20 protein-coding genes are annotated in these 19254 nt (G+C 72.7%); 8 read left to right on the forward strand and 12 right to left on the reverse strand.

What is annotated here, in order from left to right; all coding sequences use genetic code 11:
- Positions 1–76: 76 nt before the first annotated feature.
- Complete coding sequence (locus M1D46_RS05770; protein WP_456286911.1) at positions 77–835, reverse strand: SDR family NAD(P)-dependent oxidoreductase; 759 nt, start codon at positions 833–835, stop codon at positions 77–79.
- A gap of 156 nt (positions 836–991) precedes the next feature.
- On the opposite strand from M1D46_RS05770, the gene M1D46_RS05775 reads away from it, so the two are divergent.
- Positions 992–1741 carry an enoyl-CoA hydratase/isomerase family protein gene (locus M1D46_RS05775; protein ID WP_456286912.1) on the forward strand — a complete coding sequence of 250 codons (750 nt, stop codon included), beginning with the start codon at positions 992–994 and terminating at the stop codon, positions 1739–1741.
- An 83-nt stretch (positions 1742–1824) separates the two neighbouring features.
- On the forward strand, positions 1825–2034 hold the full coding sequence (locus tag M1D46_RS05780; protein ID WP_271174728.1) for a hypothetical protein: 210 nt from the start codon (positions 1825–1827) through the stop codon (positions 2032–2034).
- Positions 2035–2092: 58 nt separating this feature from the next.
- Here the strand turns inward: M1D46_RS05780 and M1D46_RS05785 are convergent, their stop codons facing one another.
- The 3 genes from M1D46_RS05785 to M1D46_RS05795 are packed head-to-tail and all read right to left on the reverse strand — an operon-like array spanning position 2093 to position 5300.
- Entirely contained in the window at positions 2093–3016 is a 924-nt protein-coding gene (locus tag M1D46_RS05785) for a carbohydrate ABC transporter permease (RefSeq protein ID WP_456286913.1), read from the reverse strand.
- Positions 3013–3906, reverse strand: a complete 894-nt coding sequence (locus M1D46_RS05790) for a carbohydrate ABC transporter permease (RefSeq protein WP_324012417.1) — start codon at positions 3904–3906, stop codon at positions 3013–3015. Before M1D46_RS05790 ends, M1D46_RS05785 begins: the two co-directional genes overlap by 4 nt.
- On the reverse strand, positions 3903–5300 hold the full coding sequence (locus M1D46_RS05795) for an ABC transporter substrate-binding protein (RefSeq protein WP_456286914.1): 1398 nt from the start codon (positions 5298–5300) through the stop codon (positions 3903–3905). Before M1D46_RS05795 ends, M1D46_RS05790 begins: the two co-directional genes overlap by 4 nt.
- 255 nt (positions 5301–5555) lie before the next feature.
- Between M1D46_RS05795 and M1D46_RS05800 the strand changes: the two genes are divergently transcribed.
- Positions 5556–6038 (forward strand): YciE/YciF ferroxidase family protein, encoded by a 483-nt coding sequence (locus M1D46_RS05800; protein WP_271174732.1) that lies wholly within the window; start codon positions 5556–5558, stop codon positions 6036–6038.
- A gap of 69 nt (positions 6039–6107) precedes the next feature.
- Here M1D46_RS05800 and M1D46_RS05805 read toward each other — a convergent pair whose 3' ends face one another.
- Genes M1D46_RS05805 through M1D46_RS05815 form a run of 3 tightly spaced genes read right to left on the reverse strand, consistent with a single transcriptional unit; the run spans position 6108 to position 8635 of the window.
- The gene (locus tag M1D46_RS05805) at positions 6108–7772 is read right to left on the reverse strand and encodes an ABC-F family ATP-binding cassette domain-containing protein (RefSeq protein WP_456286915.1); all 1665 of its coding nucleotides are present in this window, start codon (positions 7770–7772) and stop codon (positions 6108–6110) included.
- Positions 7773–7815: 43 nt separating this feature from the next.
- Positions 7816–8493, reverse strand: a complete 678-nt coding sequence (locus tag M1D46_RS05810; protein WP_324012406.1) for a DUF6766 family protein — start codon at positions 8491–8493, stop codon at positions 7816–7818.
- Between the two features lie 10 nt (positions 8494–8503).
- Positions 8504–8635, reverse strand: coding sequence for a hypothetical protein (locus tag M1D46_RS05815; RefSeq protein ID WP_324012404.1), 132 nt, complete (start codon positions 8633–8635; stop codon positions 8504–8506).
- Positions 8636–8841: 206 nt separating this feature from the next.
- Between M1D46_RS05815 and M1D46_RS05820 the strand changes: the two genes are divergently transcribed.
- Positions 8842–9321: an SRPBCC family protein gene (locus M1D46_RS05820; RefSeq protein WP_324012402.1), complete on the forward strand. Its 480-nt coding sequence runs from the start codon at positions 8842–8844 to the stop codon at positions 9319–9321.
- Between the two features lie 53 nt (positions 9322–9374).
- Positions 9375–9701 carry a DUF7882 family protein gene (locus tag M1D46_RS05825; RefSeq protein ID WP_271174737.1) on the forward strand — a complete coding sequence of 109 codons (327 nt, stop codon included), beginning with the start codon at positions 9375–9377 and terminating at the stop codon, positions 9699–9701.
- Between the two features lie 4 nt (positions 9702–9705).
- Here the strand turns inward: M1D46_RS05825 and M1D46_RS05830 are convergent, their stop codons facing one another.
- On the reverse strand, positions 9706–10014 hold the full coding sequence (locus tag M1D46_RS05830; protein ID WP_271174738.1) for a DUF7882 family protein: 309 nt from the start codon (positions 10012–10014) through the stop codon (positions 9706–9708).
- A gap of 81 nt (positions 10015–10095) precedes the next feature.
- Between M1D46_RS05830 and M1D46_RS05835 the strand changes: the two genes are divergently transcribed.
- On the forward strand, positions 10096–10809 hold the full coding sequence (locus tag M1D46_RS05835; RefSeq protein ID WP_271174739.1) for a GTP pyrophosphokinase: 714 nt from the start codon (positions 10096–10098) through the stop codon (positions 10807–10809).
- Positions 10810–10827: 18 nt separating this feature from the next.
- Positions 10828–11313 carry a glutaminase gene (locus M1D46_RS05840; RefSeq protein ID WP_456286916.1) on the forward strand — a complete coding sequence of 162 codons (486 nt, stop codon included), beginning with the start codon at positions 10828–10830 and terminating at the stop codon, positions 11311–11313.
- 64 nt (positions 11314–11377) lie between these two features.
- Here M1D46_RS05840 and M1D46_RS05845 read toward each other — a convergent pair whose 3' ends face one another.
- A complete protein-coding gene (locus M1D46_RS05845; protein WP_456286917.1) occupies positions 11378–12127 on the reverse strand; it encodes a LysR family substrate-binding domain-containing protein in 750 nt (249 codons plus the stop codon).
- A 188-nt stretch (positions 12128–12315) separates the two neighbouring features.
- On the opposite strand from M1D46_RS05845, the gene M1D46_RS05850 reads away from it, so the two are divergent.
- Positions 12316–12723 (forward strand): transferase, encoded by a 408-nt coding sequence (locus M1D46_RS05850; RefSeq protein ID WP_455968895.1) that lies wholly within the window; start codon positions 12316–12318, stop codon positions 12721–12723.
- Positions 12724–12761: 38 nt separating this feature from the next.
- Here M1D46_RS05850 and M1D46_RS05855 read toward each other — a convergent pair whose 3' ends face one another.
- The 3 genes from M1D46_RS05855 to M1D46_RS05865 are packed head-to-tail and all read right to left on the reverse strand — an operon-like array spanning position 12762 to position 18631.
- Positions 12762–13190, reverse strand: coding sequence for a rhodanese-like domain-containing protein (locus M1D46_RS05855; RefSeq protein WP_456286918.1), 429 nt, complete (start codon positions 13188–13190; stop codon positions 12762–12764).
- A 60-nt stretch (positions 13191–13250) separates the two neighbouring features.
- Positions 13251–14051: a DNA-formamidopyrimidine glycosylase family protein gene (locus tag M1D46_RS05860; protein WP_456286919.1), complete on the reverse strand. Its 801-nt coding sequence runs from the start codon at positions 14049–14051 to the stop codon at positions 13251–13253.
- The gene (locus M1D46_RS05865) at positions 14051–18631 is read right to left on the reverse strand and encodes an ATP-dependent helicase (RefSeq protein ID WP_456286920.1); all 4581 of its coding nucleotides are present in this window, start codon (positions 18629–18631) and stop codon (positions 14051–14053) included. Before M1D46_RS05865 ends, M1D46_RS05860 begins: the two co-directional genes overlap by 1 nt.
- Between the last annotated feature and the right edge of the window lie 623 nt (positions 18632–19254).

Here is a 19254-nt window from a genome sequence, read left to right on the forward strand (position 1 = left end):
CGGCAGGCCTCCGTGGTCGTGAAGCGGATGTCTCCAGGGTGCCACGGCGCGGGGCGACCGGGCGCGGGGGCCGCGATCACCGCGGAGGCATGCGGATCGCGCCGTCGAGGCGGATCGTCTCGCCGTTGATCATGGCGTTCTCGACGATGTGCGCCGCGAGCGCCGCGAACTCCTCGGGGCGCCCGAGGCGCGCCGGGTGCGGCACGGCGGCGGCGAGCGACGCGCGCACCTCGTCGGGCAGCGACGCGAGCATGGGCGTGTCGAATGTACCGGGGGCGATGGTCGCGACGCGGATGAGCTTCGACGCGAGATCGCGCGCGGCGACGAGCGTCATGCCGGCGACGCCCGCCTTCGACGCCGTGTAGGGGATCTGGCCGATCTGCCCCTCGAACGCCGCGACCGACGCCGTGAGCACGCACACGCCGCGCTCGCCGTCCTGCGGCTCGTTGCGGGCCATCCGCGCGGCCGCGAGGCGGAGCACGTTGAACGTGCCCACGAGGTTCACGCGCACGACCTGCTCGAACGCCTCGAGCGATCCGGGCGAGCCGTCGCGCTCGACCAGCCGGACGGGCGTGATGCGCCCGGCGCAGTGCACGAGCGCGCGCAGGGGGCCGCGGGCCTCGGCGGCGTCGAGGGCGGCGTCCACCTGGGCGGCGTCGACGACATCGGCCGGCGCGGACGTGCCGCCGATCTCCGCTGCCGCCGCCTCTCCGGGAGCGCCAGGAAGGTCGACGACGACGACGTGCGCCCCCGCCTGCGCGAGACGCCGCGCGGTCGCGAGACCGAGCCCCGACGCGCCTCCCGTCACCACCGCCGATGCGCCAGCGAGCTCCATCGCCCCACCCCGCTCTGTCTCGTCCGAGCGCCTGCCGCGCCGTCGTCTGCCTGGCTCGACGCTACCGGCGAAGCGCGCGGGCGGGAAGAGCGGGCCGGATGGCCGTGGCAGGATGGCCGGGGCCGCGTCGCCGAGGACGCGGGAGGGAGGAAGCCGATGGACGCCGTGCTGCTCGAGGTCGCCGATGCCGTCGCGACGATCACGCTGAACCGGCCGGAGCGGCTGAACGTGCTCGACATCGGGATCGCCGAGGCGCTCGCGGACGCCGCGCAGCGCGCCGCAGCCTCCGACGCCGAGGTCGTCGTGGTCACCGGCACGGGCCGCGCGTTCACGGCCGGCGGAGACGTGCAGGCGATGGCCGCGGCCGACGACCGCTCCGCCTACATGCTCGACCTCGTCGGGGCGGCCAACCGCGCGATGGCGGCGCTGCGGGCGGTGCGGCAGCCCGTGGTCGCGCGCGTGAACGGCATCGTCGCGGGCGCCGGGATCGGCATCGTGCTCGCCGCCGACATCGCGGTCGCGGTCGACACGGCCACGTTCACGCCGGCGTACGGCGCGATCGGCCTCGTGCCCGACTGCGGCGCGACCGCTCTGCTGTCACGCGCCATCGGGGAGCGGCGTGCGCGCGACCTCCTCCTCACCGGCCGCCGGATCGACGCCGCGACGGCGCTCGAGTGGGGGCTCCTCACGCGGGTGGCGACCACCGAGGAGCTCGACGCATCCGTCGCCGACGTGCTCTCGGCCATCCGGAGCGCGGGTCCGACCGCGCCGTCCGCGACGAAGGAGCTCCTCGATCTCGAGGGCTCGTATGCCGACGCGCTCGCCGCGGAGCGCGAGGCGATCGCGCGCGAGGCCGCGACGCCGTTCGCCGCCGCGCGCCTGGAGGCGTTCGCCCGACGCGGCTAGCACCGTCGGGGAAGCCCTGTCAATCGGATGGAAGCCCGCGGCCCCGCGGATCTACCGTTCGAGCACCGACGGAAGGAGCTGTCATGGCCGACGAACTGCCTCCCATCCGGGAGTGGTGGTCGCACCTCGCGGCCGAGGCGAAGGAGTTCCTCCTGGAGTACCCGGCGGCGCCGCTGGTCGGCACCGTCCGGCAGGAGGTCTCGAACGCATCGGGCGTGCTGGTCGAGGACGGGACGAAGCTCAGCGATGAGGACGTCCAGTTCATCCGCAGCGAGGCGGGCGCCGCAGCCTGACGGCAGCGCTCGCCTGAGGAGGCGCCCGGCGGCCGAGGCCGCCGGGCGCCTCCGCGCGTCACCCCTTCACGCCGCCGGCGACGACGCCCTCCACGATGTGCCGCTGGGCGAGGAAGAAGAGGATGATCATCGGCACCGTCGTGATGACGCTCGCCGTGACGAGGATCTCCCAGTGCCACTCGCCGCCGAAGCCGAAGGCGTCGACGAGCGCCTTGAGACCGCGCGGGATGGTGAAGGTCGTTGAGTCGCGGAGGTAGATGAGGGCGCGCATGAGGTCGGTCCACACCGCCTGCACCTCGAAGACCAGCGTGACCGCGATGGCGGGGCGCGACAGCGGCATCGCGATGCGCCAGAACAGCTGCCACGCGTTCGCCCCGTCGACGCGAGCGGCGTCGAAGAGATCGCGCGGGAGCGACAGCATGAACTGGCGCAGGAGGAAGATGTAGAACGCGCTGCCGAACAGGTTGTGCGCCCACATCGGGGTGAGCGTGCCGACCTGCCCGAGCGCGTTCCAGATGAGGAACGTCGGGATCATCGTCACCGCCCCGGGGAGCATCATCGAGCCGAGGACGAGTGCGAACAGCACGCCGCGGCCGCGGAAGCGGTAGTACGCGAAGCCCCACGCGACCATCGCGCTCGAGAGCGTCACCGCCGTCGCTGCGAGCACCGTGACGACCGCGGTGTTGAGCAGCCACAGCGCGACCGGCGCCTCCTGCCAGACCTGCACGTAGTTGTCCCACGTGAAGGTCCGGGGGATGAGCCGGTTGTCGAACACCTCGCCGCGCGGCTTGAACGACGCGCTCACGAGCCACGCGAAGGGGTAGGCGAACACGATCCCGGCCGCGACGAGCGCGATCCAGGTCACCCAGCGCCCGACGCGGCGGCGCAGCGGCACGGGACGCCGGCCCCGCTCGGCCGCGGTCGTCGGGGACGCCTCGGCGCGCGCGACCGCGGGCGCTGGCGCCTCGAGCCCGGCGGTCATCGCGCACCTCCCTCGTAGTACACGAGGCGGCGCGAGACGATCACCTGGACGGCCGTCACCACCATGACGATGAGGAACAGCAGCCACGCGAGCGCCGACGCGTATCCCATGTGGAGGAACTCGAACGCCTGCTGGAACAGGTAGATGACGTAGAACAGCGCGGCATCGTTGGCGTAGGTCGTGTTGCCCGCGCCGAAGAACGCTGTGTACGCCTCGTCGAAGGTCTGCAGCCCCGCGATCGTGTTCACGACGACGACGAAGAACAGCGCGGGGCTGATCATCGGCAGGGTCACGCTCGTGAGCCTGCGCCACGCGCCCGCCCCGTCGAGCCGCGCCGACTCGTAGAGCTCCTCGGGGACGCCGCGCAGCGCCGCGAGCAGGATGAGCACCGACGAGCCGACGGTCCACAGGCTCATGATGACGAGGCCCGGCTTCACCCACGAGCCGTCCGTCGTCCACGACGGCCCGTCGATGCCGACGGCGCCGAGCGCGGAGTTGAACAGCCCGCTCTGCCCGTTGAAGAGCAGGAGGAACAGGATGCCCACGGCGACCGGCGGGGTCATCTTCGGGAGGAAGAAGACCGTGCGGAAGAAGCCGGATGCCCGCCCCGCGCGCTGCAGCAGGACGGCGAGCACGAGCGACACGATCACGTAGGCCGGCACCTGGACGGCCGTGAAGAACAGCGTGTTGCCGAGCGCGAGGGAGACCTTCGGGTCCGAGAACAGCTCGGCGTAGTTGTCGAACCCGACGAACGACGGATCGTTGATGACGTCGTAGTCCGTCAGCGACAGGTAGGCGCTGTAGAGGATGGGCCAGGCGGTGAAGACGGCGAAGCCGATGATCCAGGGACTGAGGAAGAGCAGAGCCGCGCGCGTCTCGCGCGCCCTCACGACCCCTCCTCGACCTTGGCCCAGGCCTCGTCGAGCGCCTCCTGGGCGGTCTCCTGGGCGCGGGTGAGCGCATCGGCCGCCTCTGCGTCGCCCGACAGCACGTCGTTGATCGCGTCGTTGAGCGCGGCCTCGAACTCCGCGTCGGCGGGGTTCGCCGGCAGGGTGAAGGTGTGCTCGTTGGCCTCGTAGACGGCCTCGACCGCGCTGTCCCACGGCTCCCCGCCCGAGGTCACCATCTCGCGGATCTGCTCGTCGGCCTCGGCGTTGCCGGTGAGGATGCCCGTGAACGGCTTGCCCTCCTCCTCGCGGAGGTCGAGGCGAGCCTCGGCAGCCGCGATCCAGGCGTCGACCGACGTCATGGCGCGCGCCCAGCGGCACGCGGCCTCGGGGTTCTCAGCGCCGGAGGGGATCGCCCAGGCCGAGCCGGACGCGTAGGCGATCGGCTCGCCCTCGTGGTCGCGGACCGTGTCGAAGACCATCGGCGCGTCCGGGGAGACGTCGTTGAGCACGTTGACGTACCACTGCTCCATCGGCATCGCGCCGAGGACGCCCGTCGCGAACTGGTTGCCCTCGCCGAAGAAGTCGGCGGAGTCGCGCAGCGCCTTGACGTCGCCGAAGCCGCCCTGCGCGTCGTAGATGCCGACGGCCCACTCGAGCGCCTCGATCGCCGCGGGATCGTCGAGGTTCGCCTCGCGGCCATCCTCGCTGAGCAGCTCGACGCCGTTGGCACGCGCCCACAGCGGGAAGAACTCGGGCAGCTTGCTGTCGACGCCGATCACCGAGAGCGAGCCGTCGCGCTGCATGAGCGCCTCGTTGGCGGCGGACATGGCCTCCCAGTCCGAGCCGTTCACGTCGTCGACCGACAGCCCCGCCTCCTCCAGGAGGTCGGCGTTCGCCATCGTGATCTGCACGGTGTTGAACTCGGGCACGCCGTAGACCTCGCCGCCCAGCGTCACCTGCTCGAGCGCGGGCCCGACGAACGCGTCGGCGTCGATGCCCTCGCCCTCGAAGCAGCTGCCGAGGGGGAGGATGGCGCCGCGTGCGGCGAGCGAGCCGATCTGGTCGCGGTTCGCGTAGATGAGGTCGGGCGGGGACCCCGTCGCGGCGGCCGACAGGAACTGCTGCAGGTCGAGCTCGCCCTCCGTGAGCTTCACCTCGACGCCGTCCCCGAGCTGCTGCTCGGCGAAGTCCATGCGCGAGGTCGCGACCTCGTCGACGCCCGAGAAGCCCATGACCGAGAGCTCGCCGTCGAGGGTCGCGTCGGAGGAGTACTCGGCGTCGTCGGCGCCGCTCTGGCCGCCCGTGCCGACGGCGCATCCCGCGAGCGTCACGAGCGCCGCCGCGCCCACGGCGGTCGTGACGAGAAGCGGATGGGAGTGCCTTCGTGTGCGCATGATGCGGCTCCTTCGCGATCGGCCCGGTCGGGGCCACTTCCTCCTCGGGTGCTGCGGCACCCGGACGGTGCCGAGGCTAGGAGCGGGCCGGGGCGCGGGGAACCGGCTTGACAGAAGCGCTTCCATGGCGTTGACCGCGCACCGCGCGCATTAGCAGGGCGCGCGGTGCGCTGGCAAGCGGCTGGGCGGGAGAGACGACCGCCCCTAGCGTCGAAGGCAGTCGGCACAGGCCGGCCGTCGACAGAAGGAGGACGCATGAGCCAGGTCAACCTCGAGACCCCCGAGGACCTGCTGCGGCTGCAGCTGCGCACCGCGCTGACGATGGAGGACGACTCGCTCGCGGCACTCGGCGAGCTCGCGGAGGCGGCGGCGTCGCCCGATGTGAAGAAGCTGTTCCGGCATCACGCCGATGAGACGAAGCAGCAGATCGAGAACCTGAAGAAGGTCTTCCAGCTGCTCGAGGTGCCCGAGTCGACCGCCGCGTCCCCCAGCACGAAGGGCATCAGCAAGCAGGCCGAGTCGCTCATCGCGAAGACCGCGAAGCCGCTGCGCGACCAGGTGACCCTCTCGGCCGCGCTCGGCAACGAGCACTACGAGATGGCCGCCTACCAGTCGCTCATCATCCCCGTGACCGCGCTCGGGGCATCCGATGCGCTCAAGCTGCTCGAGGAGAACCGGGAGCAGGAGGTGCACACGAGCGAGGAGCTCGCGACGCGCCTCAAGGAGCTCGTGTCCTGAGAGCGTGAGGGGCGCGGGCGCCGGACGGCTGTGTGAGAGCCTCCGGCGCCCGTCGCCGTCTCCGCGGGGTCACCGCTCGGTGACGACGCCGGCCTCGACGTGCCAGCGCCGCTCGGTGCGCACGTTCTCGAGCATCCGGCGATCGTGCGTGACGAGGAGCAGGGTGCCCTCGTAGCCGTCCAGCGCCTGCTCGAGCTGCTCGATCGCGGGCAGGTCGAGGTGGTTCGTCGGCTCGTCGAGGACGAGGAGGTTCACGCCGACCGCCTGGAGCACCGCGAGGCCCGCACGGGTGCGCTCTCCGGGCGACAGATCTCCGACGGGCCGGGACACGTGGTCGGCGCGCAGACCGAACTTGGCCAGCAGGGTGCGCACCTCGGCCGGGGTGAGCACGGGGACGATCTCCTCGAAGCGCCGAGCGAGCGGCGTCGCCCCGGCCAGGAGCGAGCGCGCCTGGTCGATCTCGCCGATCCGCACGCTCGCGCCGAGGCTCGCCGATCCCTCGTCGGGAGCGATCCTCCCGAGCAGCGCGGCGAGGAGCGTCGACTTGCCCGCGCCGTTCGGCCCGGTGATGCCGATGCGGTCGCCCGCGTCGACCTGCAGCGACACGGGACCGAGGGCGAAGTCGCCGCGCCGGAACACGGCCCCGGTCAGCGTCGAGACGACCGTGCTCGAGCGCGGCGCGGCGCCGATCGTGAACTGCAGCTGCCATTCCTTGCGCGGCTCCTCGACCTCCTCGAGTCGCGCGATCCGGCTCTCCATCTGGCGCACCTTCTGCGCCTGCTTCTCCGACGACTCCGTCGACGCCCTGCGACGCAGCTTGTCGCTGTCGGGTGCCTTCCGGAGCGCGTTCCGAACGCCCTGGCTCGACCACTCCCGCTGCACGCGCGCGCGGGCGACGAGGTCGGCCTTCTTCTCCGCGAACTCGTCGTACGCCTCGCGGGCGTGACGGCGCGCGACCTCGCGCTCCTCGAGGTACGCGTCGTACCCGCCGCCGAACACGCGGTTCGACGACTGCGCGAGGTCGAGCTCGAGCACGCGCGTGACGCAGCGCGAGAGGAACTCGCGGTCGTGGCTCACGAGCACGACGCCCCCGCGGACCCCCTTCACGAACGCCTCGAGACGCGCGAGGCCGTCGAGATCGAGATCGTTCGTCGGCTCGTCGAGCAGCACGAGGTCGAAGCGCGAGAGGAGGAGCGCCGCGAGACCCACCCGTGCGGCCTGACCGCCGGAGAGGGAGGTCATCGGGGTGCGGCCCGCCGCCTCGCCGTCCAGCTCGAGACCGAGATCGGCGAGGACCGCGGGGATGCGCTCGTCGAGGTCGGCCGCTCCGCTCGCGAGCCAGCGATCGAGCGCCGATGCGTACGCGTCTGCGGGGTCGACGCCCGCGGGATGGGCGGCCGGGTCGGCGAGCGCCGCCGCCGCGGCCTCGAGCTCCACGCTCGCCGCCTGGCACCCCGTGCGCCGCGCGAGGTACGCCGCGACGCTCTCGCCCTCGACGCGCTCGTGCTCCTGCGGCAGGTAGCCGACGAACGCGTCGGCGGGAGAGAGCGACACCGTGCCGGCCTGCGGCTCGAGCACACCGCCGAGGATGCGCAGCAGCGTCGACTTGCCCGCTCCGTTCACGCCGACGACCCCGACCACGTCGCCGGGGGACACCGTGAGGTCCACCCCCGAGAAGAGCGTCCGGTGGCCGTATCCGCCGGCGATCCCGCCGGCCACGAGGGTCGCGGTCATCCGGCCATCCTCTCAGACCGCGCGCGCACGGCCGAGGAGGGCGTCACTCCGACTCGATCGACGACTCCGCGTGCGGCGCCCCGACGGGCTTAGACTCGGCGGACCCGCGCTGGCGGAGGTAGATCGAGAAGGCGACCATGCAGCCGACCGCGAGGAACTCGGACTGCCAGTTCTGCAGCGTCCGGTTCCAGAACTCCGGCCCCGCGACGTACGCGAGCCAGGTCATCGCGGGCTCGCCGTGCTGCGCGGCCTCGTCGTTCGCGACCACGAGCCCGCCGAGCGACTGCGCGAACCAGGAGAGCACGAAGATCGCGCCCATGACGATGAGCATCGAGTTGCCGTAGAGCCTCTGGCGCCAGTCGCGCAGCTTCGCCCAGGCGGGGGAGTCGGCCCGAGCGTGCTCTCCCACGAGCTGCTCCTCGTCGGAGCCGGGGCCCTCGTCGTCCGGGCGCTTGGACTCGGGCGAGCCGCGCTGGATGAGCCACACGGTCGCGAGGATGAAGAGGAAGAACTGCAGGAACTCGCTCTGCCAGTTCTCGGCGACGTCGACGAGGAACGCCGACGACGTGACGAACTCGCCGAGCGGGATCTCGGGCTGGCCGTGGCGGACGAGCTCCTCGTTGTTGTTCGCGTGGCCGACGAACGCCTGGCCGACGAGGGTCGCGACGAAGATCGCGAGGAAGAACAGCGACAGCGCGTTGTCGCGGATGAAGCGCGGCATGGACCCCTCCTCAGCGGCCGGTCAGCGGAAGGACGATCATGATCGCGAGTCCGACCGCGACGATCGAGAACCAGGACCAGAACACGACGCGCATCCCGACGGTCTCGTCGTCATCGGATGCGCCCTTGACCTGTGCTGCCATGCCGTCACCCTATGGCGCTTCTCCGCCGCGCGGGAGAGGTTGACGGCGCGCGACGCGCCCGGCTAGGACAGGGTGGGTGCCGCGCACCCAGCCGATACATCGCGAGGCCCGCGGCGTCAACCCGGGTGCCCGGCCAGGAGGGCCTGCCTAGCCTGGCTGAGGAGGGGGGCGGCGACCTGGGGACGGAGCCGCCGGGAGGAGGCACCATGGCCACATCGCTGAGCGCAGAGATCGACGTGGAGGCGCCGCTCGAAGAGGTCTACAACCAGTGGACCCAGATCGAGACCTTCCCGGAGTACCTCGGCGCGGTGAGATCCGTCCGCCAGATCGACGAGGTGCGCTCGCGCTGGTCGGTGACGATCGGCGGATTCACCGAGGATTTCTACGCCGACATCGTCGATCAGGTGCCGGACGACCACATCGTCTGGCAGAGCACCGACGGGATCTTCCACGTCGGGCGGGTCGACTTCGCGCCCATCGAGAACGGCACGCGCGTGACGCTCCGCATGGTGTGGGAGCCGGAGGGGATGCTCGAGTCGTTCGGAGCGGCGATCGGCGTCGACTCCGCACAGGCGCAGCGGGACCTCGAGCGGTTCAAGGAGTTCATGGAGTCACGCGGCACCGCGACGGGCGGATGGCGCGGCGAGGTGCACCGGGACAGGCCCGGACCGGCCGACGCGATCTGACGCGGCGTGACGAAGCCGTGATTTTCGACGCCTGTACCGGTTAGAGTCACTTCGTGGGCAAATTCATCTACGGACTGGGCGGCGACTCCGTCGAAATGGACGACCGTACCCTTGCGCATCTGCGCATCGTGGTCATGAACAAGCTCCGCCGTTCCGAGCCCTTCATGTTCGATGCGTCCCTGGGCGAGGGCACGGGGCGTCGCAGCTTCTGGCTGCACCCTGCGGTGCCCCTGCAGTTCCAGTTCTCCGGCGGGCGCTCGCCGCGGCTCAACCGCGTGTGGCTGGACGAGCTCATGAAGGCGGCGAGCGGGCCGTCGGGGCTCACGATCATGCCCGAGCCGGCGGAGCCGGCCGAGGCGCCCGGCGGCGACCCGCTCTGACCCGTCAGCCGTGCGTCGGCGGCTCCTCGACGAGCTGGATGCCGCCGAGCGCGTTGGCCGAGACGGCGAGGTCCTCGAGCCACTGGCGGTCGAGCTCGGGGGCGACGGGCTCCTCGAACTCGAAGCGCAGCGGGATCGCAGGGTGCACCCAGATGGTGCTGCGGCCCTCGGGCTCGCCCTCGCGGTGGCGCCACGAGACGGAGAAGCTCTCGTCGCGGCGCAGCTTGCTGATGATCACGACCTTGAGGTGAGCGAGAGCACGGTCTTCGACGGAGATCGGCGTCGCGGATGCGCCGTAGTAGAGAGTGCCCATGGCCCCAGGCTAACGCCGCGCCCGGGTGCTCCAGGCGGATCTCACAGGGATCCCATAGCGCACGACCCTAGCGTGGGCCTCATGAGCTCGATTCCCGTCGACGAGGACATGCTGGAGCACGCTCGCTCGCTCCGCGATGAGATGCAGCGGTTCCTCAACGAGTACCGCTTCGGGATGCGCGAGATCGAGACGAAGCTCTCCATCCTCCGCGAGGACTTCGAGCACCAGCACGCCTACAACCCGATCGAGCACGTCTCGAGCCGCCTCAAGTCGATGGACAGCATCGCCGAGAAGGCCGACCGCAAGGGCATCGAGCCGACGATCGAGGCCATCCGCGCGAGCATCCTCGACATCGCGGGCGTCCGCGTCACCTGCAGCTTCGTGACCGACGCGTACCGGCTCTTCGAGCTGCTCGTGAGCCAGGACGACATAAGCGTGCGCGAGGTCAAGGACTACATCGCCCACCCGAAGGCGAACGGCTACAAGAGCCTCCACGCGATCGTCGAGGTGCCGGTGTTCCTGTCGACGGGCATGGTGTCGGTTCCCGTCGAGGTGCAGTTCCGCACGATCGCGATGGACTTCTGGGCGAGCCTCGAGCACAAGATCTACTACAAGTACGACAAGCAGGTGCCGGCGCGGCTCATCGACAGCCTGCGCGACGCGGCCGTCACGGCCGCAGAGCTCGACGACCGGATGGAGCGCCTGCACCGCGAGCTGCACGGCGAGCGCCCGGCCCCGATCGCGCCGCTGTCGATCCTCCCGCGCTCGGGCGGCGACGGGCCGACCGCCGCGTAGCGGGCTATCGTGGGGCGGGTGGACGACCTCCGCTCGCTGCTCGCCGATGCGCGCGGCCGTCTTCGCGGCATCCCCCGCGAGGGTCTCGGGCAGCTGCGCGAGCCGGGGCGCCTGCGCGGAGCGCTCGGCGCGCGCCCGCGGATCGTGCGGGTCGGCGAGGGGTGGCATCTCGGCGTCCTCCTGCTGACCGACGACGGGCTCCGCGCGACGGGCGAGATCCTGCGCGCCGCCGAGGAGGTGCGCCGCGGCTACGCGGCCGAGTCGCAGCGGCGGCGCGCGGAGCTGCGGGCGATGGCGTTCCGCGGCGGGTTCGCCGAGGGGGAGACGCTCCACCTCGGATGGTCCGCGATCGACGTCGACGCGGTCGCCGACGGCGGGGCGGATGGCCCGCTGTCATGGCAGGACGGCGTGCTCAGCGTGCGCTGGTCGCCCGCGGGCTTCCTCCGCCCGCTGGCTCCCTACCTCGACGAGCAGATCGACCTCCTCACGGCACCTCGCACCTGACCCGGGGTCTGTCAACCCCCGGAATCGGGGTCGGAGCGCTCGTTAGCGTGGGCGGATGACCAGGTCAGCGGGAGGAGTTCGTGGTGCGTCCTCGGATGATGCCGACGAAGTCCTGGATGTCCGCGGAGTCGCGGTCGCGCCGCCACGCGAAGACGACCGACGAGACCGGGCCGCCGACGAGCGGCCGGTACGTCACGTCGCGCCGGTGGTGCAGCCGGGCGAGGGACATCGGCACGATCGCGATGCCGACGCCCGTGGCGACCGTCGCGATCGCATCCGCGGTCGTCTCGATCGTGTCGAAGCGCGGCGGCACCGTGCCGGGGAGGTCGAACGGGCCGAGCACATCGTCGCCCGGCACGATGAGCACCGAGCCGTCGAGGTCGGACGCCTCGAGCTCGTCGACGACCGTCAGGTCGGACTCGCTCGACATCACGACGACCGGCACCTCGTCGTACAGCGCGATGACGTGGAGGCCGTCGTCATCGATCGGGCGTCGCGCGATCGCGGCGTCGACGCGCCCGTCGTCGAGCGCCCTGCGCTGCTCCGCGACCTCGAGCGGCACGAGCTCGAGGGTGACCTCGGGCCTGCGGCTGCTCCAGCGGTCCACCCAGCGACCGGGAGTCGCGCCAGGCACGGCGCCGAGACGGAAGGTGCGGGGCGCCTCCGGCTCCGGGGAGGGCGCCGTCTTCGGCGCGGGGGTCGTCTTCGGCGCGGGGGTCGTGCGCCCGGGAGCGCGTCGGCCTGTGGACCGGCCGCGCGCACCGCCGCGGGCGGCGCCGCCGCGGCGAGGTGCCGATCCCTTCCCGTGCGCCATGCCGCAAGCCTACGCGGGCCGACCCCGCGAGGCGATCTGACCATCCGATTCCGCCGATCAACACCAGAATGCCCCCGTCGAGCCGGGTGCATCGAGCAGCAGCGAAAGCGTCCATTCAGGGGAATACCTGCCGGGACGCCGGCGTTGTCGCAGATGTCCGGCCTCGCCCGGGGCCGCAGAAGGGCATCGTGGGAAAGAACTACGTCGACATCGAGAATGACCACGGCGAGCTGCTGCGCTATCGCAAGCACGTGAACGGACGTGGACTGATCGCCACAGGAGCGAAGGTCCATCCGGACGCGCGTGTGGAAGCGGGCGCTTATGTCGAACCGGGGGCGCGGATCTCCGCGGGCGCGCGCGTCGCGCGCGGCGCGTGGATCGACGCCAACGCGCTCATCGGGCCGAAGGCGACGATCGAGGTCGGGGCGCACATCGGCCCCGGCGCCATGATCGGCGCGAACGCCCACATCGGCGTGCGCACGACCGTGGGAGAGGGCGCGCGGGTCGCGCCCGGCTCCCGCATCGGCGACGACGAGAGCATCCGGGACGGCGCAGCCGTCGCCACCGACCGCAAGGGCTTCCTGCTCGCCGCATGAGGCCGCACGGCCCCGGCTCAGCCGGGGCCGTCTCGCTGTCAGCAGGCGCAGGACGGCGCGGCGACCGGCGCGACGAGCGGATCGGCCGCGCGGACGACCGGGCCGTCGGCGCTCTCAACGGGATAGCCCTCGCGCGTCCAGTACTCGAAGCCGCCGATCATGAGGCGCACGTCGTAGCCGAGCTGCGCGAACGCGAGCGCGGCCTTGTCTCCGCCGTTGCAGCCCGGGCTCCAGCAGTACACGACGACCGGAGTGCCGTGCGGGATCTCGGCCGAAGCTCGCGCGGCGATCTCGCGCGTGGGCAGGTGGATCGCGCCGACCGCATGACCCTGATCCCAGGCGGCCTGCGAGCGGGTGTCGACGAGGGCGAACGCGGCGCCCGCCTGCTGGTCGGCGAAGACGTCGGACGGGTCGGTCTCGAAGGAGAGCTTCGCGCGGAAGTGGGCGGCGGCTGCGGAGTTCGTCATGGCACGCACGCTATCGGCGAGCCGGATGGCCGCCGCGCGATCCGCTCGCATCTGGCAGGATCACGCCGCGGATCGGCCGTCGTCGGCCTCGGGCTGGCAGCGCGGGCACCAGTACACGCGGCGCTCGCGGGTGGGGTCGGGCCCCATCGCGGTCTTGCGGATGGGCGTCCCGCAGCGACGGCACGGCTGCCGGTCGCGCCCGTAGACCCACATCGCCCGGCCGGGCCGCGCGTCCCCCGTGAACGAGCGCGTGCGCTGATCGACGTTGCGCCGGATGGTCCGCGCGCCGAGCGCGACGAGGGCCGCGGTGTCGACCTCGGACATCGGGCGCGTGGGGGCGATGCCGCGCAGGAAGAGCAGCTCGTTCACGTACTCGGTGCCGAACCCGGCGACGTTGCGCTGGTCGAGGAGCGCGACGTGCGCCGCGCGTGTGTCGGCGGCGAGGCGCCGCGCGGCCTCGTCCGGGTCCCAGTCGGGGGCGAGCGGGTCGGGTCCGAGGTAGCCGACCGCCGCCTCCTCGTCGCGCGTGAGCAGCAGCTCGACGATGCCGAGCTCGAATCCGACCGTCTCGACGCCGGATGCCGAGACGATCGCGCGCGCCTGGTAGGCCGGGCGGCGCCAGCGGGCGCCCTGCGCGTACACATGCCACTCGCCCTCCATCCGCAGGTGCGTGTGCAGCGTGTGCTCGCCGATGCGGTGGAGGAGGTGCTTGCCGCGCGCGACGACCTCGTGCACGGTCTCGCCGCGCAGGTCGGCGGTCGCCGCCTGCGGCACGCGGAGGTCGAACCGCGTGACCACGCGGCCGGCGAGGGCGGCGTGCAGTCGACGCGCCGCGCGGTGGACGGTATCGCCCTCGGGCATCAGCCGCGCTCCCGGCGCAGCGTGAGGCCCTTGGTCGACTCGACGAACCCCGCCGCGCGCAGAGCCCGGCCGAGCGTCGTCCCGAAGACGAACTCGCCGTTGACCTGCTCGACGGTGAGGGTCTCCAGCCGCCGCGATCGTGCGGTCGCGACGAGGTCTCGGCACGCCGCGGCGAGCACCTCCTCGCCGTCGGCGAACTGGAGCACCGTGCGTCCGCCGCGCTCGAGGTACAGGACGAGGGCGCCGTCGACGAGCACGACGAGGCCGCCCGCCTTGCGGCCCGGGCGGTGCTTGACAGCCTCGAGCGCGGGCCATCCGAGTGCCGCGCCGTAGGGGTTCGCGGGGTCGGTCGCCGCGAGGGTGAGCGCGTGCAGCGGAGCGGGCTCTGGCACGGCGGCGAACTGGCGGAGCCGGTCGATCGTCGAGGACGCCGCGAACTGCGCCGCGCCGAGCTGCTCGATGAGGTAGCCGCGTCGGCAGTGGCCGGCCTGCTCGAAGCCGGCGAGGATGCGGTAGACCTGCGCGAAGCCGCCCGGCACCTGCTCGCTCTGCACCGATCCGCGCGTGACGACGCCGTAGCGGTCGAGGAGGAGCGACGCGCTCGCGGTGGCGCGCGCCGCGGCATCCGGCTCGGGCCGGGGGACGAGCGACCAGCGTCCGCCGAGCGCGGGCGGCCGCGGCGGCGCCGACGTCGTCGGGCGGAAGGTCGCTCCTCGGTACATCCGCGCGCGGGGGGTGCGGCGCGCGACCTTGTGGCTCTGCGAGCCGCCGCCGAGGAGCGTGCGCAGCGGCGCGAACGTGTCGTTCGTCACGCGCCCCGTCCAGACGAGGTTCCAGAGCGCCTCCACGACCGACTGCTCGTTCTCGGCTCCCGTCGCCTCGCGCAGCTGGCTCGCGAAGTAGGCGCCTCCGCCCGCGAGCGCGGCGACGAGCTGCGCCTCGAGCGAGCCCTCGGCGAGCTCGCCGTCGACGTCGGGGACCGTGAACGAGGCCGCGTCTGCGGGGTGCAGCGCGATCCATCCGTCTCGCCCCGGCAGGGATCCGTGCCCTGACCAGACGACCTCTCCGGTCGCGGTGAGCTCGTCGAGCATGGACGGCGCGTAGTCGCGCACGCGCGAGGGCAGGACGAGCGATTCCCAGGCGCTCGCCGGGATCGGGACGCCGGCGAGCTGGTCGACGACCGCGACGACGCCGTCGATCCCCTCGAGCGGGCGCACGATGTGCTGCCAGTCGGGGAGGAAGCGCGCGTAGGCGTCGGGCGCGACCGGCTCGACGCTTCCGCGCAGCGCCGCGAGCGAGCGCATCCGGATGCGCCGCAGCGCCTCCGCATCGCACCACTCCACCTCGTCGGACAGCGGCACGCCGTCGCGCTCGGGCAGGAAGAACCCGCTGGACAGCCGACCCTGCGCCTCGAGTCGCTGCAGCGTGTGGCGCGCGACCGCAGCGCCGACACCGAGACGGGTCGCGACGGCGTCGGTCGTGAACGGCCCGTGGGTGCGCGCGTACCGCGACACGAGGTCGGCGAGCGGATCGGCGACCGGCTCGAGGAACGCGACCGGGATGCCGACGGGGAGCGCGGTGCCCAGCCCGTCGCGGAGGCGCCCGGCATCCTCGATCGCCGCGAAGCGGTCGGCTCCCGCGATCTGCACGCGGATGGCGCGACGCGCGTCGACGAGGGCGGCGAGGTGCGCGGACGCGTCGGCGGCGTCCTCCAGGCGCGCGGCGACCTCGTCGGCCGCGAGCGGACCCAGCACGCGCAGCAGGTCGGCCGTGCCCTCGACGCCGTGCGCGCGGCGGTCGGGCGCGAGCCGCTGCGCCTCGGCCTCGTACTGCGCGAGCACGTCGGGGTCGAGCAGCTCGCGCATCTCGACCTTGCCGAGCAGCTCGCTCAGGAGCGCGGGGTCGACGGACAGCGCGGCGGCGCGCCGCTCGGCGAGCGGGGAGTCGCCCTCGTACATGAACGCGCCGACGTAGCCGAAGAGCAGATCGCGCGCGAAGGGCGACGGCTGCGACGGCTCGGTCTCGATGAGCCGGATGCGCCGCTCGCCGATCCCGCGCGCGACGCGGAGCAGCGCGGGCAGGTCGTAGACATCCTGGAGGACCTCGCGGAGGGTCTCGAGGATGATCGGGAAGGTCGGGTGGCGCTTGGCCACCTCGAGCAGCGCAGCCGAGCGCTGGCGCTGCTGCCACAGGGGCATGCGCTTGCCCGGGTTGAGGCGCGGCATGAGGAGGGCGCGTGCCGCGCACTCGCGGAACCGCGACGCGAAGAGCGCGGAGCCGCCGACCTCGTCGGTCACGATCTGCTCGAGCTCGTCGGGATCGAACACGAACAGCTCGGCGCCGGGCGGCTCGGACTCGGTGTCGGGGATGCGGGCGATGATGCCGTCGTCGCTCGCGACGGCGGATCCCTCGACGCCGAGGCGCTCGCGGATCCGCGCGTTGACCGCGAGAGTCCAGGGCGAGTGCACGTGCATGCCGTAGGGGGAATGCAGGATGATCCGCCAGTCGCCGACCTCGTCGCGCCCGCGCTCGACGGTCAGCGTGCGGTCGGTCGGCAGCGTGCCGGTCGCCTCGCGCTGCTCGGCGAGGTACGCGAGGAGGTTGCCGCGCGCCTTCTCGTCGAGGCCGGCCTCGACGAGGCGCTGCTCCGCGCGGTCGGCGGGAGCGCTCGTGATCTCGCGCGAGAAGCGGCCGAGGGCCTCGCCGAGCTCGGCGGGGCGGCCCAGCCCGTCTCCGTGCCAGAACGGGACCTTGCCGGGCTGGCCGAACGCGGGCAGCACGTTGACGCGGTCGTGCGTGATCTCGACGATGCGCCAGCTCGTCGTGCCGAGCGTGAAGACGTCGTTCACGCGCGACTCGTAGACCATCTCCTCGTCGAGCTCGCCGACGCGCGCGTTGCGGGTTTCGCCCGCGATGAAGACCCCGAACAGGCCGCGGTCGGGGATCGTCCCGCCGCTCGTGACGGCGAGGCGCTGCGAGCCGGGGCGCCCGGCGATCGTGCCGGCGTCGCGGTCCCACACGACGCGGGGCCGCAGCTCGGCGAACTCGTCGGAGGGGTAGCGGCCGGCGAGCAGGTCGAGCGTCGCCTCGAACGCGCTGCGCGGCAGGGTGCGGAACGGGGCGCTGCGCCGGACGATCTCGTACCACCGCTCGACCTCGATCTCGCCGAGCGCGGAGGCCGCGACCGTCTGCTGGGCGAGGATGTCGAGCGGGTTCTGCGGGACGGCGATCGCCTCGATCTGGCCGTGGAGCATCCGCTCGGTGACGATCGCGGTGTGCAGCACGTCGCCGCGATGCTTCGGGAACAGCGCGGCGCGGCTGATCTCGCCGACCTGGTGGCCCGCGCGGCCGACCCGCTGGAGGCCGCTCGCGGCGCTCGGCGGCGCCTCGACCTGGATGACGAGGTCGACCGCGCCCATGTCGATGCCGAGCTCGAGGCTGCTCGTCGCGACGACGCACCGCAGCGCACCCGACTTGAGCTCCTCCTCGACGACGGCGCGCTGCTCCTTCGAGACGGACCCGTGGTGCGCCTTGGCGAGCACGGGCTCGGCGCCCGCCGTCTGGCCGGCCTGGGCCATCATCGCGGCGGGGACGGCGGGATCGGGCAGGTCGAGGCCCAGCCGCTCGGCGTAGATCTCGTTGAGGCGGCCCGTCAGGCGCTCGGCGAGACGCCGCGAGTTGGCGAACACGATCGTCGAGCGGTGGGCGAGCACGCGGTCGACGATCGCCTCCTCGACGTGCGGCCAGACCGACCCGGTGATCTCGGTGGTCTCGGGCAGGAACCAGTCCTCGCCGTCCTCGCCCTGCTCGGCGCCGGATGGCGGCGCGCTGCCCGCGGCCGGCGGCGGGTTCTGCATGTCGTCGATTGGCACCGTCACCGACAGCTCGAAGGTCTTCGACGCCTTCGGCGCGACGATCTCGACGGGGGCCGACCCGCCGAGGAACCGCGCGACCTCGTCGATGGGGCGCACGGTCGCCGACAGCCCGATGCGCTGCGCGGGCCGCTCGAGCAGCTCGTCGAGACGCTCGAGGCTCACCGCGAGGTGGGCGCCGCGCTTGGTCGCCGCGACCGCGTGGACCTCGTCGACGATCACGGTGTGCACGCCGCGCAGGGTCTCCCGCGCCTGGCTCGTGAGCATGAGGTAGAGCGACTCGGGCGTGGTGATGAGGATGTCCGGCGGGTGCCGGACGAGCCGCTGCCGGTCGGCCGACGGGGTGTCGCCCGAGCGCACCCCCACGCTCACGGTCGGCGCCTCGATCCCGAGACGCCGCGCCGCCTGCGCGATGCCGACGAGCGGCGAGCGCAGGTTGCGCTCGACGTCGACGCCGAGGGCCTTGAGCGGCGAGACGTAGAGGATGCGCGTGCGCTCGGCGTCGTCCTGCGCCTTCTCGCGGAACACCTGGTCGATCGCCCACAGGAACGACGACAGGGTCTTGCCGGAGCCCGTGGGCGCGACGACGAGGGCGTGGCGGCCCTTCGAGACGGCATCCCACGCGCCGCGCTGGGCGTCGGTCGGCGCCGCGAACGCGCCGCGGAACCACTCCCGCGTCGCCTCGCCGAACCGATCGAGCACATCCACGCATCCATCCTCTCCCGGACCGCCGACATCCGGCTCGGTCGATCGCGGTCCGGTTCACCCGACCCGGAGCAGGAAGATCCGCCCATCACAGGACGGATGCCGACGGATCGTCCTTCTCTCGGCGGATTCTCCTGCTCCCACGGCGACGCGGGAGCGGGCGGACGAGCCGGATATCGGTGTCATCGGAATTGCGCGGTGTCGGCGGACACCGATATGTCTAAGGAGCGCGATCGCGCACCACGAGGGGGGAATCACATGACCATGAACGACCATCCGCCGTCCTCGGACGACGTCCAGCCCGAGCCGCCGGTTCCCGGTCGAGCCGGAGCCCGCGCCGGCCCCGCCCGTCGAACCGGCTCCCGAGCCGCCGGTCGAGCCCGGCCAGCCCGAGCCGCCCGTCGAGCCCGGCCCGCCTCATCCGCCGGCGCCGCCCGTCCCGCCGCTGCCGCCTCAGCCCGGACCGCCGGAGCCCCCGCAGGCCGCGTCGCCCGACGCCGCCGCGCCCGCCGCACCCGCGGAGGTCCTCCCGTCGCTGCGCCCGACGCAGCTGCCGCGGACCCTGCTCATCGGCGCGCTCACGACCGCGGGGATCGCCCTCGGCACGACGATCGTCGCCGGCCTCC

The sequence above is a fragment of the Microbacterium sp. JZ70 genome (genome assembly GCF_053903225.1).

Coding starts and splice junctions, on each gene's coding strand:
- M1D46_RS05780 (WP_271174728.1), top strand. CDS start 1,825: ATGGCCGACGAACTGCCTCCCATCCGGGAGTGGTGGTCGCACCTCGCG.
- M1D46_RS05805 (WP_456286915.1), bottom strand. CDS start 7,772: ATGACCGCGACCCTCGTGGCCGGCGGGATCGCCGGCGGATACGGCCAC.
- M1D46_RS05855 (WP_456286918.1), bottom strand. CDS start 13,190: ATGACGAACTCCGCAGCCGCCGCCCACTTCCGCGCGAAGCTCTCCTTC.
- M1D46_RS05815 (WP_324012404.1), bottom strand. CDS start 8,635: ATGGCAGCACAGGTCAAGGGCGCATCCGATGACGACGAGACCGTCGGG.
- M1D46_RS05830 (WP_271174738.1), bottom strand. CDS start 10,014: ATGGGCACTCTCTACTACGGCGCATCCGCGACGCCGATCTCCGTCGAA.
- M1D46_RS05810 (WP_324012406.1), bottom strand. CDS start 8,493: ATGCCGCGCTTCATCCGCGACAACGCGCTGTCGCTGTTCTTCCTCGCG.
- M1D46_RS05795 (WP_456286914.1), bottom strand. CDS start 5,300: ATGCGCACACGAAGGCACTCCCATCCGCTTCTCGTCACGACCGCCGTG.
- M1D46_RS05860 (WP_456286919.1), bottom strand. CDS start 14,051: ATGCCCGAGGGCGATACCGTCCACCGCGCGGCGCGTCGACTGCACGCC.
- M1D46_RS05820 (WP_324012402.1), top strand. CDS start 8,842: ATGGCCACATCGCTGAGCGCAGAGATCGACGTGGAGGCGCCGCTCGAA.
- M1D46_RS05835 (WP_271174739.1), top strand. CDS start 10,096: ATGAGCTCGATTCCCGTCGACGAGGACATGCTGGAGCACGCTCGCTCG.
- M1D46_RS05785 (WP_456286913.1), bottom strand. CDS start 3,016: ATGACCGCCGGGCTCGAGGCGCCAGCGCCCGCGGTCGCGCGCGCCGAG.
- M1D46_RS05775 (WP_456286912.1), top strand. CDS start 992: ATGGACGCCGTGCTGCTCGAGGTCGCCGATGCCGTCGCGACGATCACG.
- M1D46_RS05770 (WP_456286911.1), bottom strand. CDS start 835: ATGGAGCTCGCTGGCGCATCGGCGGTGGTGACGGGAGGCGCGTCGGGG.
- M1D46_RS05800 (WP_271174732.1), top strand. CDS start 5,556: ATGAGCCAGGTCAACCTCGAGACCCCCGAGGACCTGCTGCGGCTGCAG.
- M1D46_RS05845 (WP_456286917.1), bottom strand. CDS start 12,127: ATGGCGCACGGGAAGGGATCGGCACCTCGCCGCGGCGGCGCCGCCCGC.